Annotated in this window: 14 protein-coding genes; 8 read left to right on the forward strand and 6 right to left on the reverse strand. The window is 58.6% G+C overall.

What is annotated here, in order from left to right; all coding sequences use genetic code 11:
* Window positions 1–30 precede the first annotated feature (30 nt).
* From katG to RVM26_RS14220, 4 genes are all read right to left on the reverse strand, one after another.
* Window positions 31–2,184: a catalase/peroxidase gene (gene katG, locus RVM26_RS14205; RefSeq protein ID WP_498939309.1), complete on the reverse strand. Its 2,154-nt coding sequence runs from the start codon at window positions 2,182–2,184 to the stop codon at window positions 31–33.
* Between the two features lie 336 nt (window positions 2,185–2,520).
* Window positions 2,521–3,966 (reverse strand): NAD(P)(+) transhydrogenase (Re/Si-specific) subunit beta, encoded by a 1,446-nt coding sequence (locus RVM26_RS14210; protein ID WP_498939310.1) that lies wholly within the window; start codon window positions 3,964–3,966, stop codon window positions 2,521–2,523.
* A gap of 16 nt (window positions 3,967–3,982) precedes the next feature.
* Complete coding sequence (locus RVM26_RS14215; RefSeq protein WP_096921937.1) at window positions 3,983–5,554, reverse strand: Re/Si-specific NAD(P)(+) transhydrogenase subunit alpha; 1,572 nt, start codon at window positions 5,552–5,554, stop codon at window positions 3,983–3,985.
* 197 nt (window positions 5,555–5,751) lie between these two features.
* Window positions 5,752–6,675 (reverse strand): LysR family transcriptional regulator, encoded by a 924-nt coding sequence (locus tag RVM26_RS14220; RefSeq protein WP_016915317.1) that lies wholly within the window; start codon window positions 6,673–6,675, stop codon window positions 5,752–5,754.
* 157 nt (window positions 6,676–6,832) lie between these two features.
* On the opposite strand from RVM26_RS14220, the gene speB reads away from it, so the two are divergent.
* Window positions 6,833–7,738, forward strand: a complete 906-nt coding sequence (speB, locus tag RVM26_RS14225; protein WP_498941769.1) for an agmatinase — start codon at window positions 6,833–6,835, stop codon at window positions 7,736–7,738.
* A 39-nt stretch (window positions 7,739–7,777) separates the two neighbouring features.
* Here speB and nusG read toward each other — a convergent pair whose 3' ends face one another.
* A complete protein-coding gene (gene nusG, locus RVM26_RS14230; RefSeq protein ID WP_498939312.1) occupies window positions 7,778–8,068 on the reverse strand; it encodes a transcription termination/antitermination protein NusG in 291 nt (96 codons plus the stop codon).
* Window positions 8,069–8,101: 33 nt separating this feature from the next.
* Between nusG and RVM26_RS14235 the strand changes: the two genes are divergently transcribed.
* The 6 genes from RVM26_RS14235 to RVM26_RS14260 all read left to right on the forward strand — a co-directional run bounded on the left by RVM26_RS14235 (window position 8,102) and on the right by RVM26_RS14260 (window position 11,943).
* Window positions 8,102–8,332, forward strand: coding sequence for a hypothetical protein (locus RVM26_RS14235; protein ID WP_498939314.1), 231 nt, complete (start codon window positions 8,102–8,104; stop codon window positions 8,330–8,332).
* Window positions 8,333–8,341: 9 nt separating this feature from the next.
* Window positions 8,342–8,569 carry a hypothetical protein gene (locus tag RVM26_RS14240; RefSeq protein ID WP_498939315.1) on the forward strand — a complete coding sequence of 76 codons (228 nt, stop codon included), beginning with the start codon at window positions 8,342–8,344 and terminating at the stop codon, window positions 8,567–8,569.
* A 227-nt stretch (window positions 8,570–8,796) separates the two neighbouring features.
* Window positions 8,797–9,462: a hypothetical protein gene (locus tag RVM26_RS14245; RefSeq protein ID WP_498939317.1), complete on the forward strand. Its 666-nt coding sequence runs from the start codon at window positions 8,797–8,799 to the stop codon at window positions 9,460–9,462.
* An 8-nt stretch (window positions 9,463–9,470) separates the two neighbouring features.
* Window positions 9,471–10,172: a hypothetical protein gene (locus RVM26_RS14250; protein WP_498939319.1), complete on the forward strand. Its 702-nt coding sequence runs from the start codon at window positions 9,471–9,473 to the stop codon at window positions 10,170–10,172.
* A complete protein-coding gene (locus RVM26_RS14255) occupies window positions 10,169–10,843 on the forward strand; it encodes a hypothetical protein (protein ID WP_498939321.1) in 675 nt (224 codons plus the stop codon). The genes RVM26_RS14250 and RVM26_RS14255 overlap by 4 nt, the downstream gene beginning before the upstream one ends.
* A gap of 62 nt (window positions 10,844–10,905) precedes the next feature.
* A complete protein-coding gene (locus RVM26_RS14260; protein WP_498938783.1) occupies window positions 10,906–11,943 on the forward strand; it encodes an IS630 family transposase in 1,038 nt (345 codons plus the stop codon).
* A 361-nt stretch (window positions 11,944–12,304) separates the two neighbouring features.
* On the opposite strand, the gene RVM26_RS14265 is transcribed toward RVM26_RS14260, so the two are convergent.
* Window positions 12,305–13,120, reverse strand: a complete 816-nt coding sequence (locus RVM26_RS14265) for an alpha/beta fold hydrolase (RefSeq protein WP_498939323.1) — start codon at window positions 13,118–13,120, stop codon at window positions 12,305–12,307.
* Window positions 13,121–13,514: 394 nt separating this feature from the next.
* Between RVM26_RS14265 and RVM26_RS14270 the strand changes: the two genes are divergently transcribed.
* Window positions 13,515–14,444 (forward strand): helix-turn-helix transcriptional regulator, encoded by a 930-nt coding sequence (locus RVM26_RS14270; protein ID WP_498939325.1) that lies wholly within the window; start codon window positions 13,515–13,517, stop codon window positions 14,442–14,444.
* The last annotated feature ends 33 nt before the right edge of the window (window positions 14,445–14,477 follow it).

Below are 14,477 nucleotides of genomic sequence, written 5' to 3' on the forward strand. Positions count from 1 at the left end.
ATGCGGGGTTTTTGCTGGCACTAATAGTGATTACGCGACGTCAAAGCGATCCGCATTCATCACCTTCGTCCAGGCGGACACGAAATCCTTGACGAATTTCTCGGCGTTATCGTCCTGGGCATACACTTCGGCGTAGGAGCGCAGCAGCGAGTTGGAGCCAAACACCAGATCCACCCGCGAGGCGGTCCATTTCACGGCACCGGTCTTGCGGTCGCGAATTTCGTAGGCGTTGCTGCCCACCGGCTTCCAGGTGTTGGCCATGTCGGTCAGGTTGACGAAGAAGTCGTTGGTCAACTGGCCTTCACGGTCCGTGAAGACGCCGTGCTTGGTGCCACCGTAGTTGGTGCCCAGCACACGCATGCCACCCAGCAGCACGGTCATTTCCGGGCCTGTCAGGCCCATCAGCTGCGCACGGTCGAGCAGCATCTCTTCCGGCTTCACGATGTACTCTTTCTTCTGCCAGTTGCGGAAGCCATCGGCCAGCGGCTCCAGCGGTGCGAAAGAGTCCGCATCGGTCAACTCATCCGTTGCGTCGCCACGGCCTTTCAGGAAGGGCACACGGATATCGTAGCCCGCCGCCTTGGCAGCTTGTTCGATACCGACGCTACCCGCCAGCACGATGATATCCGCCACGCTGGCACCGGTGTCGGCTGAAATCTGCTCGTAAACGCTGAGCACTTTGGCCAAACGCTCGGGCTCGTTGCCCTGCCAATCCTTTTGCGGTGCCAGACGAATACGCGCGCCGTTGGCGCCACCGCGCATGTCGGAACCACGGTAGGTACGGGCACTGTCCCAGGCCGTCGCGACCATCTCGCCGATGGACAAACCGCTGGCCGCAATCTTCTGCTTGACGACTTCTTCACAGTAGTCGGTGCTGCCTGCGGGCACCGGGTCTTGCCAGATCAGGTCTTCCGCCGGTACTTCCGGGCCGATGTAGCGCGCTTTCGGGCCCAGGTCGCGGTGGGTCAGCTTGAACCAGGCCTTCGCGAAGGTCTGCTTGAAGTACTCCGGGTCCGCCATGAATTTTTCACAGATGGCGCGATACGTCGGGTCCATCTTCATCGCCATGTCCGCATCGGTCATGATCGGGTTATGGCGAATGGAGGGGTCGGTGGCGTCGACCGGCTTGTCTTCTTCTTTGATATCGATCGGCTCCCACTGATGGGCACCGGCGGGGCTCTTTCTCAGCTCCCACTCGTAGCCGAACAGCAGGTCGAAGTAACCCATGTCGAATTTCGTCGGGTGAGTGGTCCACGCCCCTTCGATGCCCGACGTGACCGCCTTGCTGGCTTTACCGTCCATGTGCGGGTTGTTCCAGCCAAAGCCCTGGTTTTCGACGTCGGACGCTTCGGGCTCGGCACTCAGCGCACCGGCATCGCCATTACCGTGGGCCTTGCCCACCGTATGGCCACCCGCCGTCAGCGCGGCCGTTTCTTCGTCGTTCATCGCCATGCGAGCGAAGGTTTCGCGCACTTGCTGGGCGGTTTTCAGCGGGTCGGGCTGGCCATTCACGCCTTCCGGGTTCACATAGATAAGCCCCATCTGGACGGCCGCCAGCGGGTTTTCCATGGTCTCGGGCTTGTCGACATCGCCGTAGCGCTCGTCGGAGGGCGCCAGCCACTCTTTCTCGTTGCCCCAATAGATGTCTTTTTCCGGCTCCCAGATGTCCGCACGGCCAAACGAGAAGCCGTAGGAGGGCAGACCCATGGACTCATAGGCCACAGTACCTGCCAGGATCATCAGGTCGGCCCAACTGATCTTGTTGCCGTACTTTTTCTTGATCGGCCACAGCAGACGACGCGCCTTGTCCAGGCTGACGTTGTCCGGCCAGGAGTTGAGCGGTGCAAAACGCTGGCTGCCAGTGCCACCGCCCCCACGGCCATCGGCAATACGGTAGGTGCCTGCGGAGTGCCACGCCATACGAATCATCAAGCCACCGTAGTGGCCCCAGTCGGCTGGCCACCACTCCTGACTATCGGTCATCAGCGCATGAACGTCTTTTTTCAATGCGTCGAAGTCGAGCTTGCGCACTTCTTCACGGTAGTTGAAGTCTGCGCCCATCGGGTCTGATTTATGATCTTGCTGATGCAAGATATCCAGGTTCAACCCTTCCGGCCACCAGTCCTTGTTGGAAGTACCAGTCGATGTGTTGCCACCATGCATGACAGGACATTTACCGCTCATAGCTCTCTCCCTTATTGCTCTATGCCTTGGAATGACCAAGGGAACAAGTACAGTGCATCTGCGCTGAAGGCGATGATTGCTGGCGCCTCGGATGCATTATTGATGTGTCACAGTTTTATAGCACCTTGCTAATAGCCACAATTTGCATTTTCTGACCAACTCAATAGCTCTCGGCTATTGGAAATCATTTCAAGCGTGCCAATGCCTAGGGCATCGAACGCGCTCCATCATCTCTTTCCAAGATAGCCACTATCAAGTGCATGTCACGATCTTCATCAACACCCGCCAACAAATCGGGGAGCCCATGGGCTCCCCGAGTTCATCTTCCAGCGTTACTCATCCTTCGACCAGCGGTAGCAGGGCATTCACGCTATCCCGTGCATCGCCGTAGAACATTCGCGTGTTCTCCTTGAAGAACAGCGGGTTCTCGATGCCCGAGTAGCCGGTGCCCTGGCCACGCTTGCTGACGAACACCTGCTTGGCTTCCCACACCTTGAGTACCGGCATGCCCGCGATGGGGCTATTGGGGTCCTCTTCGGCGGCGGGGTTCACGATGTCGTTGGAGCCGATGACGATGACCACGTCGGTGGTGGCGAAGTCGTCGTTGATTTCGTCCATTTCCAGCACGATATCGTAGGGCACCTTGGCTTCCGCCAGCAGCACGTTCATGTGCCCCGGCAAACGCCCAGCCACCGGATGAATCGCAAAGCGCACGGTTTTACCCGCAGCGCGCAGCTTGCGTACCAGGTCGCTGACCGCCGCCTGCGCCTGCGCCACGGCCATACCGTACCCGGGCACGATGATGACACTATCGGCGTCGTTCAAGGCCGAGGCAACGCCGCTGGCATCGATGGCCACCTGCTCGCCTTCGATCTCGGCGGCAGGCCCCTGAGTGCCCCCAAAGCCCCCCAGAATCACGCTGATGAAGTTGCGGTTCATCGCCTTGCACATGATGTAGGAGAGAATGGCCCCGGAGGAGCCCACCAGGGCGCCGGTCACGATCAACAGGTCATTGGAGAGGGTGAAGCCCACTGCCGCCGCCGCCCAGCCGGAGTGGCTGTTGAGCATCGACACCACCACGGGCATGTCCGCCCCGCCGATGCCCATGATCAGGTGGTAGCCAATGAAGAACGCCAGTGCCGCCAGCAGGAGCAGTGTCCAGAAGCCCGCGCCATTGAGGTACAGGATCGCCAGCAAGAGCGACAGCGCCGCCGCCCCGGCATTGAGCCTATGTCCACCGGGCAGTTGGCGAGGTTTGCCATCTACCTTGCCAGCCAGTTTGCCAAAGGCCACCACGGAGCCGGTAAAGGTCACCGCGCCGATGAAGATGGCGAACACGACCTCGATCTGCAGAAAGGTCAGCTCGTCCGGTGCCTTGGTGGCCACCAGCGCAGCAAACGCAGAAAACTCCTGCATCACGCCATCGGCAGCCCGCGCGGCCATCACCCGGCGACGCTCCAGGTCGGCACTCCAGGCCACGAACACCGCCGCCAACCCGACAAAGCTGTGCAGCGCCGCGACCAGCTGAGGCATTTCGGTCATCTCGACCTTGCCCGCCACGTAAATCCCTATCCCGGCGCCAATCACCATCATCGGGATCAGCCACCCATAGCCGCCAATACCGGGGCCGAAGGCGGTGAACAGCACCGCCACCGCCATCCCGACGATGCCGTACCATACGGCACGTTTGGCCTTTTCCTGGTTGCTCAGCCCACCCAACGAAAGAATGAACAGCACGCTGGCCGCAATGGCCGCGGCAGATACGAACCCTTGTCCTAGCATATCGTTTCTCCGCCGCTCAGGATTTCTGGAACATGGCCAGCATCCGGCGTGTCACCTGGAAGCCACCCACGATATTGATAGACGCGATCAGTACCGAAATCGCCGCCAGTACGCTCACCACACCGCTCCCCGACCCCATCTGCAGGATGGCCCCCAGGATGATGATCCCGGAAATGGCATTGGTCACCGCCATGAGAGGCGTATGCAGCGAGTGGCTCACGTTCCAGATCACCTGGAAGCCAATGAAGCAGGCCAGCACGAAGACGATGAAATGCTGCATGAACGACGCTGGCGCGACTTGCCCCAGCAGCAGCATCACGGCACCGCCTGCCGCCAACAGGCCGACCTGGCGTTTGGTCTGTGCTTTGAAGGCCGCCTGTTCGGTGGCCTTCTTCTCTTCCGGCGAGGGCTGCTTCTCTTTCTTCTTCGGCTTGGCCGCGCCAATGGCTTTGACCTTGGGCGGGGGTGGCGGAAAGGTGATTTCCCCCTGATGGGTCACCGTGGCCCCACGAATCACGTCGTCATCCATATTGTGGTGGAGCACGCCATCCTTCTCCGGCGTCAAGTCACTGAGCATATGGCGAATGTTGGTGGCATACAGCAGCGACGCCTGGGTGGCCATGCGTGAGGGGAAGTCGGTATAGCCAATCACCACCACGCCGTTATCGCTCACCACGCGCGCATCGGGCTGGGTGAGGTCACAGTTGCCGCCCTTTTCGGCGGCCAGATCCACGATCACCGAGCCGGGTTTCATGGCCGCCACCATGTCGTCCAACCACAGTTTGGGCGCGGGTTTGCCGGGAATCAGCGCCGTGGTGATGACGATGTCCACCTCGGGCGCCTGCGCGCGGAAACATGCCAGCTGCTTTTCCCGAAACTCAGGGCTGGAGGGCGAGGCATAGCCACCGCTTTCCGCGCCGTCCTGGGCGTCTTCGAAATCGAGGAACAGAAACTCGGCGCCCATGGACTCGATCTGCTCGGAAACTTCCGGGCGCACATCGAAGGCGCGCACCACAGCCCCCAGGCTGGTAGCGGTACCGATTGCCGCCAACCCCGCCACGCCCGCCCCGATCACCAGCACCTTGGCAGGGGGCACCTTGCCCGCAGCGGTCACCTGGCCAGTAAAGAAGCGGCCAAAATTGTTGCCCGCCTCGATCACCGCCCGATAACCCGCAATGTTGGCCATGGAAGAGAGCGCATCCATCTTCTGGGCCCGGGAGATACGCGGCACCATGTCCATGGCGATCACGGTGGCACCCTGAGCTTTGCAGGTTTCCAGCAGCGCCGCGTGTTGGGCTGGCCAGAAGAACGCGATCAGCGTTTGGCCTTCGCGCAGCCGCTGCGCCTCTTGCTCGGAGGGCTCCCGTACCTTGACGACCACGTCGGCTTCTTGCCATAGCGCCTCGGCATGTTCGACCACGGTGACGCCAGCCGCCCGGTACGCCTCATCACTGAACCCGGCCCCGGCCCCCGCACCCGCTTCTACCAGGCACTCATGGCCCAGCTTGTGGAGCTGCTGCGCGCTGTCCGGCGTCAGCGCGACCCGCGCCTCGCCTTTAGCACTCTCTTTTGGTGCGCCTATTTTCACACGCGTTCTCCCTGGTTAGCCCGCCCTGCGCACGCCTCTCCCCGTGTATTACCAACCTCAGAAGCGGGTACGCCGTCGTGTCATGGCAACGTCATGGCGTTGCTCGTTAGCAGTTTAGGATCTAACGCCAGGCCCGCCAGTGGCCATTCAACCTTCGATTCAACCCGGTTGTAGAGCGACGACATCTTAGGGCACTGCTAGCGGGTGCTGCTGCTGGCAAAGGCCATCAGTTGATCGGTGAGCCACACGTTGGCTGGGGCATTGAGGTAAAGCTGATGCTGGATCAGCGTCATGGTCAGGGCGGGCAGCGCGGCGGGCGGCGTCACCATGCGTACCGGCAGCATGGCCACGAAGCGCTCGGCCATCTGGCGTGGCAGGGTCATGATGGCATCGGTGAGGGCAACCACGCGGGCAGCGGCAATGTAGTTCAAGTTCTTGGAGATGACACGGCGCGTCAACCCGTGCTGAGCCAGGCAGTTCTCGATGGGGCTGGGCAGCAAGCCGCTGATGTCGGCCAACTCGACGTGCGCCAGCTGAGCAAACGCCTCCAGCGCCAGCGCATCCCCCACGTGGGGGTTGTGCTGCGCCACCAGGCACACCAGTTCCTCATGCAGCCAGGGGGTTTGCACCACGCCACTGGGCAGCGACGATTGGCGATCCAGCCCCACCACCATATCCACCTGGCGCTGCTCCAGTGCCTCGTTCAGCACGTCGGGGGTAATCAGCTCTATCGAAAAACTGAGACCGGGCGCACTGCGCAGCAGCTGGCTCAAAAACGCCGGGTACATGACCTCCTCGAAATAATCCGTGGTGGCCAGGGTGAAGCGCCGCGTACTGGTGGCGGCTGCAAAGGTCGCGGGGGGTGCCAGCCCCGCCTGCAGGGCGGCCAGGGATTGCTGCACGACCGGCAACAGTGCCAAGGCACGGGGGGTCGGCTGCAGCCCTTGCCCGGAACGCACCAGCAGCGGGTCATCCAGCGCTTCACGCAGGCGCTTGAGCGCATGACTCAGGGCGGGCTGGCTCAAATGGAGCTTTTCCGCCGCACGGGTGACATGGCGCTCGCGCATCAGCATCTCGAAGACGAGCAGCAAATTCAGGTCAAAATGGCGTAACGAACGCATGAGGGCTCACTATCCATAAGATGAATGATTTCATTCTAAACATTCATTTCATTCATCGCCAAAAATTCCTTATCGTCGCGCTTTCTCGCCTCGCGAACCCACGTTTCCCCCGCTGCACGCTGATAGGAGAACACATTAGGTGAACCCATCGCAGATCATGCCGAGCCTGTTTGGTGACGTCATCTCCACCTTCATGGGGGTACCCAAAGCCACCGACCCAAGCGCTACCGACGCCGAGGTCGTGGTCAGCGGTGTGCCGTTTGATCTGGCCTGCTCCGGCCGCTCGGGCACGCGCATGGGGCCTAATGCGATTCGCCAAAGCACGGCCAACCTGATTTGGGAAGGCAAGCGCTGGCCGTGGGATTTTGCGTTGGAAGAGCGCCTGCGGGTGTGCGATGCAGGCAACCTGGACTACGCCTATGGCGAACCAGAAAGTCTGATCGACAACCTGGAAAGCCACGCCATGCGCTGGCTGAAAGCGGGTAAAAAGATGCTCACGCTGGGCGGCGACCACTACATCAGCCTGCCGCTGCTGCGTGCCCATGCCCGTGAACACGGCCCGCTGGCGCTGATTCATTTCGATGCTCACACCGATACCTACGAGCAAGGCACACGCTATGATCACGGCACCATCTTCCATCATGCGCTGAAGGAAGGCCTGGTCGTCCCGGAGCATTCACTGCAGATTGGTATTCGTACCAGCTATGACCGCCACAACCACCCTTACGAGGTGCTGGACGCCGACTGGGTGAACGACCACGGCCCAGCGGCAGTGCTGGAGCGCATTCGCGCGCGGGTTGGTCATCACCCCGCCTACGTGACGCTGGATATCGACGGCCTCGACCCGGCCTTTGCGCCCGGCACCGGCACGCCGGTATGCGGCGGTATGTCCACCGATCTGATGCTGAAAGTAATGCGCGGCATGGTGGGGATGGAACTGGTGGGCATGGACTTGGTGGAAGTCAATCCGGCCTATGATCACGGCGACATTACCTCGCTGGCCGCCGCCACGTTAGGGCTGGAATTCCTCTACACGCTGGCGGCTTCCAAGCCCGTCAAGTGATGGCAAAGCCGGTTCCCTAACGCGACGAGGCCATAAGCGTTAGCGCATCAAATGGGAGACAGGCACTTCAACGGTCTGAGTACGGTTCAGCCACTGCAGGAGGATGATGGCACGCTCCTCACCATTCCGGGCTCCTTGCAGTTGCTGAAACACCGCTGAATAGCCTGCAAAGGGGCCGCTTTCAACCGCAATAGCTTGCCCTTTCTCTAACAACGGGCCAGGTTCACTCTGCTGTTCACGTGTCTTCAGTGCTGCCACCAGCGCATCGTCAATCACCGCAGGCTGATCACCACATGCAACGATGCGGGCCCGGAAATCAGCACCCTCCATACCTCCAGCGTTGAAGCAGTCATTCAGCAGGTCATGGCCATTAACCCTCAGGCGGTAATGGTGATCAAATCCACCGTGCCGATGGTCTATACCGCTGACGCCAGCCAGCTATTTGGCACGCAAAACCTGATTTTCTCGCCGGAACTCCTGCGGGAAGGAAAGGCGCGTTACGATAAACTGCACCCTGCTCACATTGTGGTAGGGGAGCACTCGCCCCGTACCCAGAAGTTTGCCGGGCTGTTAGCCCAAAGGGCTATCAAATAGGATATTCCCGTGCCGCCTACCAACAGCACCTACAAGGATTTTATTGCTGAAAGCATCATCAGGCGTCAGCCCCAGGTGGTCGGGGTGTACAGGCGGATTATGAGAACCGGCTCTGATAACGTCTACGTCGGTGCCATGCAGGGCGTGGTGAAGCGCACCAAGGCCAATGGTATCAAGGTAGTGTATGAGCCCGTGCTGAAGGAAAACGCGCTTTTCGGTTCAGCGGTTATTCTATGAATTCAGGAGATGTCATTGCGAACCGTAATTAACCAAACTGAGGCTGCCGTAAGCCAAGGCTGTTTCGCCGTGCTGAAATACCGTCGGCTGGTGATACAGCGCGCAACCCATGTGTTGCTTTTTCATACAAGCTGGTCATTTCTTACCCTTACCTATTGACTTACTGCTAGTACTCACCGAGTGTTGTCCCGTGTCCCAGGACACGGGACACGGGGATTGAATATGCCATGAAAAGTCAAGACATCGTTTTACTATTCAAGCTGATTAGCTTGAATCAATCAGAAAAAGCCCTGAAAGCAGGTGAGGTTCCCACCCGTGCCAAGAAGGCGCTGCCAGATTGGCAAGACTGGGAGGTAGAAGGCGAACAGAACTCCCTCGACCTGGAGCCGCATTGGTCGCGCCATGAGCTGCATGAACGATTTATCGCCGAGCAGTACGGTGTACGTGCCTTGGAAAAATCAACAGGCATCAGCCGTACTCAAATCAGCTTAGCATTGAAGCGGTGCTACGCGGTGGGCCTAGCGAAGCCCGAGCACTCAACCGGCATACCCCGTGTTAATAGAAAGGCATTATTTGAGTTTCTTGTGTTCGGGCTTCGCTATGTGTTCCCCGCCACCGCTGGGGCCGTGACGCGTGGCATTTCAACCAGCCTGGGCGCGCCGGTGCTTGAAGGTAAACTGATGACTGCTGGTGAGCTTTTACCGGTGTGGCCTGATGCACGCGGCAATACTAAAGGAGTCAGTGTAGAGCCACTATACAAAAGCGTGACCTATGCCGTCAGGCAAGATCAGCAGCTATACGCGCTTTTGGCGTTAACCGACGCCCTTCGTTTGGGCCAAGCACGTGAACGAAAGTTGGCGGAAAATCAGCTGTATGCACTTATACGCAAATAGGTATCACCATGGCACAAATCTCATCCCATATCGCCATGATCGCCAAAGTAGCGCAGGCACTGGGCAGTGACCTTTTACAGCAGGTTGCTTTTGTCGGCGGGTGTACAACGGGATTACTGCTCACTGATGATTTTTCCCGCGAGCAAGTGCGTCACACAGATGATGTGGATCTTATCGTTCATGTCGTAGGTTACATGGGTATGCATGAACTGGAAAAGGTGCTGCGTCAACGGGGCTTTAGCCACTCACTGGATGAGAATGACCCTATTTGCGCCATGAAACTGGATGAACTGCGGGTAGATTTCATGCCCGACACAGGTCATGCCTATGGTTTTACCAACCGCTGGTATGCTGAGGCGCTGAGTACGGCGCAGCCCTTCGTGCTGACAGATACCGTCACCATACATTTAGTGCAGCCTGTTTATTTCTTAGCAACCAAGCTTGAAGCCTATAAAGGGCGTGGAAAATGCGACCCTTTGGAAAGCCGCGATGTTGAAGATCTTCTGGCCTTGGTTGATGGCCGCGAAGAATTACTGGCGGAGGTAGCCGGCGCTTCACAAGAACTGCGTACCTATCTCGCAGAAGAACTCGCTGAACTGCTTCGCCACCCTGACTTTGAGTATGCCGTACAGGGGACTGCCTTGAATGACTCAGCGCGTGAAACGCTGATCTTCGAAAGATTGGAGAAACTGGCAGGAAACACTGCATGAGGGGGGCCAGTTGGACAAGCCAACGCGGGCAACACTGCCCTGACAACCGGGACATGGGCGGCCATGTCGCCAATGAGCAGTTTACGTTTGCTCTGATTGTGGATATTTCGCAGCGCGGGCCTAGAGGTGTTGATTTCGCCTACGAGTGGACGAGGCATGTCCTTGAAGGTGTACGTCATCACCGTTCACTTTCTCCAGAAGAAGTGATCATAGCGATGAAGCAAGCTTGCCAAGCACTGCGCCGAGATTACCCGGCAGAATCTGGAAGCTACGCAGCCGTTATCGTCAATTCACCACAGCACACTGCGTTTAGCATTAACTGCGGTGACTGCCGGGTAGGAGTTCGCCAAGGTAAACACATCACGTGGATTTCACCGGTGCATACCCTCGCCACCTCTTTGAACAGCACAGAAAGCGAAGCACCTGAGCAGTCTCCAAATCGTCACATACTGACTCGAAGCTTAAAAGCAAAACGTTTCACCCAACCTGACGTAATACCCTTTGAGGTCGGGCAAGGCTCTATCATCCTGGCAACGGATGGCTATTGGGTAGAACACCTCATCGAGCATGTGCCATTTAACCAGTTAGCGGACGATGCTAGTTATCTAGTGCTATTCGCTGGTTCTTCTACTGCTCGTTCTGATGACGGTAACTGGCTTGCTCTGTCATAGTTTCAGGTGACATTGCGCACGCTATTAACCCGGCATCCAAATAGATATGCTATAATGCCGGCATGAACAGAGAAGATGCTCGCACACTCCATCCCGCCGCTCAGGAAGAAAAGCGAAAACTTGCGGTTCGCCTTTCCAAGCGTGGGATGAAGAACAAAGAGATCGCCAAGGAGGTTGGCGTTCACCCCCTCACCGTCGGCCGGTGGCTTACGAAATACCGTGAAGGCGGTCTAAAGGCCTTGCTCGCCCAGGTTCGTGGGCGAAGAGAGGGCTCTGGCCGCCAGCTCACCCCTGATGAAGAAAGTCGACTCCAGGCCATGTTGGTCGACAAGACACCTGACCAGTTGAAGCTTCAGTATGCCCTGTGGACACGCAAGGCCGTACAGGAGTTGATCAAGCTGGAAACCGGGAAGTGGGTGCCAATTCGCACCATTGGCGAATATCTGAAACGCTGGGGGTTCACTGTTCAGAAGCCCAAGAAGCAGGCCTATGAGCAGCGTCCAGCCGAAGTAAAGCGCTGGCTGGAGGAGGACTACCCAACCATTCATGCCCGAGCCAAGGCCGAAGATGCCGAGATTTACTGGGGCGATGAGACCGGGTTGCGTAGCGATAGCCAGCATGTGCGTGGCTACTCACCTCAAGGCGTCACCCCCGTCCTCCGGCTCAATGCGAGAAGAGCGACGATCAATCTCATTTCCGCCGTCACTAACCAGGGCAAGGTACGGTTCCGGTTTTTCGACGGCACCATGAATGCGCAAATTCTGATCGACTTCATGAAGCGCTTGATTCGTGAAGCCAAGCGGAAGGTCTTCCTGATCCTGGACAACCTCAAGGTCCATCACGCCAAGATCGTCAAGGCCTGGCTGGCGGAGCATCGGGATGAGATTGAAGTGTTCTACCTTCCACCCTACTCGCCGGAATTGAACCCCGATGAGTATCTGAACTGCGACCTCAAAGCCGGCGTGCATAGCGGTACTCCGGCGCGCAGCAGAGACCAGCTGAAGAGGAAGGCGATGTCTCACCTTCGGAAGCTTCAGAAGCTCCCGAGGCGAGTCGCGAAATACTTCAAAGCCCCGTCAATTCGATACGCCGCATCATAGCTATTTTATTGCCGGGTTAATAATGACGCGGCTGGCTGAGATTGCTGTGTCGTTGCCTCTTCACAATGACACAGTGCAGGCTGCCGACCATGACACGGAGAAGCCAAGTGACGGCTGTTCTAACCACCGGTAGACAATGATGTCTGTAAGTTTCCAGCCGATTAGCCCTGTAACTCACTGTGATGCGGGCTGGCAGCGGCTGTTCACGCCTGATAGCGAGCTGACACCCACGTAGGCTAATCTGCGTACGTTTTTAGAGGCGTGGGCCTGACTACTAGTGCCCGGGTGGCCGAACTGAACGAGCACGGCTTGATCGTATTGAGCTGGGGCAGAAACCGTCGTGGACCGCCTGCGCCATCGCTCAGGCGGCCTGGTTCAGCCAGCGAATGACCTGCTCGGCGACGGCGTCCGGGTGGGTCATGTGAATACAATGCCCTTTGGTCGGCATGACGCAAAGCTGGCTGTTGGGCATCAGCTGATGCACGAACTCGCCCACGGCCACGCTGGCCAGCTTGTCATCTTCGCTTTGCAGGATCAGCGTCGGGTGTTCCGAGATGGGCAACAGGTAACGATAATCGGAAAAGAACGTTGCCACGGCAAAGGTCTTGGCCACGGTCGGGTCGGTGGAGCAGAAACTCTCCGACAGCTCGCCGACGAGGTCTTCGGTGCCCTCTTCCCCCACCACGATAGGCGCCAGGTACTCGGCCCAGCCGGTATGGCTGCTCTCCATCAAGTCGATCAGCGCATCCAGGTCGGCCTTTTCGAACCCACCGAAATAGTCGGGGGGCATGTTCAAAAAGCACGGCGAAGGGCACACCATCACTTGCCGGGTAATGCGTTCAGGCGCCTGCGCGGCGGCCAGCAAACCGATATTGCTGCTGACGGAGTGGCCAATAAAGACGGTGTTGGTCAATTCCAGCGCTTCACACACTTCAATGACATCTCGGGCATAGCCATCCAGCGTGCTGTAGCGTACCTCGTTGAAGTCGGATTTCAGCGAATCCCCCGACCCGACGTAGTCGAACAGCACCAGGGTATAGGTATCTTTCAACCTGGGTACCAGGTACTGCCACATGTTCTGATCGCAGCCAAACCCATGGGCCAGGATCAGCGTGGTGTCGCCGCTTCCCAGGATCTTGACGTTATTACGAAACACCACCCGCTCTTTGGTCAGCATAGGTCCTCACCTGGTGGCACACCGTGCCATACCAAAGGTCACTCCAGGGCCTGATCCACCTTCCAGCCGGTCATGCCCGCCATCGTTCATACTCTCGTCCGTTCCATCGTTACATAACGAAATGGCGATGGACACTCCGAAATCGTGAACGATTGTTTCTCACGAGCCACCACCTGCCACGAGAAAATATCCTCGGCCCACCGCACAAGCAAAACAGTCGTTATTGTTAATGATTGGCATTAATATTAATATCGGTAAACCATGACGGACGATGGGTTCCCATCGCTTCGTGGGCGTGGCCCTCATCCGTTGCCCACCATGACACGTGCCGACCAGACTGCCGCCATTGGCCTCTCGACCAAGGTAAGCATCGCCCCCGACAGGAGACAGCGAGATGACCCGGGCTGCCATCGATCGGATCACCGTTGCGGATTTTCTCGATTACGGCCAGCGCTACTGTATCGAATACCGCTTTCCTGCGTTGGCACACCCACTGGAGCGAGCCGGCCAGTTGCCTGTCGCCCAAGGGCGAGTCGAGGAAAGCCTGCTGTTTCCTGGCGTCAAGCTGGTGCTCTCTGACATCGAGGTCGTGCACCCCTATGCCTCTCACTCTCTGGGCACGGCTGCATGTCTGGTCATCGTCGTGATCGAAGGGCGTGTACGCCTGGGAACCGACAATGAATGGCACTGGCTGACCGCAGGACAAGCCCATACTGTCTGCCTGAGCGACCAACATTTTCTCGACGCCTACCAGCCAGAAGGGCAAAGACTTCGCACCCTCTCGCTCTCCCTTGATGCTACTGCTTTGCAGCAGTGGTGCGGCGAGCCGCTGCCCACCCAGTCCATCACCTGGTCTCTGCCGCCGGCCCTGCACCTGTCGTTGGAGCATGGCGTTCAGTCGCCCTTGACGGGCCATGCCCGACGCCTATTCTTCCAAGGGCTGGCCCTACAGCTAATGGCTCAGGGGCTCTCCCGCCCCCACCAAGCGCCGCTTCAGGCCACGGCTTCTCCTGGCCGCTTAGCGGCTGTTCGCCGCCTGCTGGAGGAATCCCCCGAGCGCGAGCATCGGCTAGAGGTATTAGCCGCCAGCGCGGCCATGAGCCCCAGTACATTAGTGCGTCACTTCAAGCTGGCCTATGGCTGTTCACCCACCGACTACCTGCGCCGATTGCGCCTGAACCGAGCCCGCAAACTGTTGCTCGATGGGCACACCATCCAGCAGGCAGCACACTTGAGCGGTTATCGTCATACCAGCAACTTTACGACCGCGTTTCGGCGCGCTTTTGGCGTTTCACCAAGCGCTCTGACGAAACCCTCACCTTGAGCGCCGCCTGCTGGCTGTGCATAACGAATTGCT

The organism is Halomonas sp. KM072 (assembly GCF_050710315.1).
Taxonomy (GTDB): Bacteria; Pseudomonadota; Gammaproteobacteria; order Pseudomonadales; family Halomonadaceae; genus Vreelandella; species Vreelandella hamiltonii.

What these genes read in the sequence shown, in the direction of transcription:
- nusG (WP_498939312.1), bottom strand. Translation starts at nt 8,068, where the DNA reads ATGGAGGGTGCTGATTTCCGGGCCCGCATCGTTGCATGTGGTGATCAG.
- speB (WP_498941769.1), top strand. Translation starts at nt 6,833, where the DNA reads ATGCCGAGCCTGTTTGGTGACGTCATCTCCACCTTCATGGGGGTACCC.
- RVM26_RS14210 (WP_498939310.1), bottom strand. Translation starts at nt 3,966, where the DNA reads ATGCTAGGACAAGGGTTCGTATCTGCCGCGGCCATTGCGGCCAGCGTG.
- RVM26_RS14250 (WP_498939319.1), top strand. Translation starts at nt 9,471, where the DNA reads ATGGCACAAATCTCATCCCATATCGCCATGATCGCCAAAGTAGCGCAG.
- RVM26_RS14235 (WP_498939314.1), top strand. Translation starts at nt 8,102, where the DNA reads ATGGCCATTAACCCTCAGGCGGTAATGGTGATCAAATCCACCGTGCCG.
- RVM26_RS14245 (WP_498939317.1), top strand. Translation starts at nt 8,797, where the DNA reads ATGAAAAGTCAAGACATCGTTTTACTATTCAAGCTGATTAGCTTGAAT.
- RVM26_RS14265 (WP_498939323.1), bottom strand. Translation starts at nt 13,120, where the DNA reads ATGCTGACCAAAGAGCGGGTGGTGTTTCGTAATAACGTCAAGATCCTG.
- RVM26_RS14220 (WP_016915317.1), bottom strand. Translation starts at nt 6,675, where the DNA reads ATGCGTTCGTTACGCCATTTTGACCTGAATTTGCTGCTCGTCTTCGAG.
- RVM26_RS14270 (WP_498939325.1), top strand. Translation starts at nt 13,515, where the DNA reads ATGACCCGGGCTGCCATCGATCGGATCACCGTTGCGGATTTTCTCGAT.
- katG (WP_498939309.1), bottom strand. Translation starts at nt 2,184, where the DNA reads ATGAGCGGTAAATGTCCTGTCATGCATGGTGGCAACACATCGACTGGT.
- RVM26_RS14255 (WP_498939321.1), top strand. Translation starts at nt 10,169, where the DNA reads ATGAGGGGGGCCAGTTGGACAAGCCAACGCGGGCAACACTGCCCTGAC.
- RVM26_RS14260 (WP_498938783.1), top strand. Translation starts at nt 10,906, where the DNA reads ATGAACAGAGAAGATGCTCGCACACTCCATCCCGCCGCTCAGGAAGAA.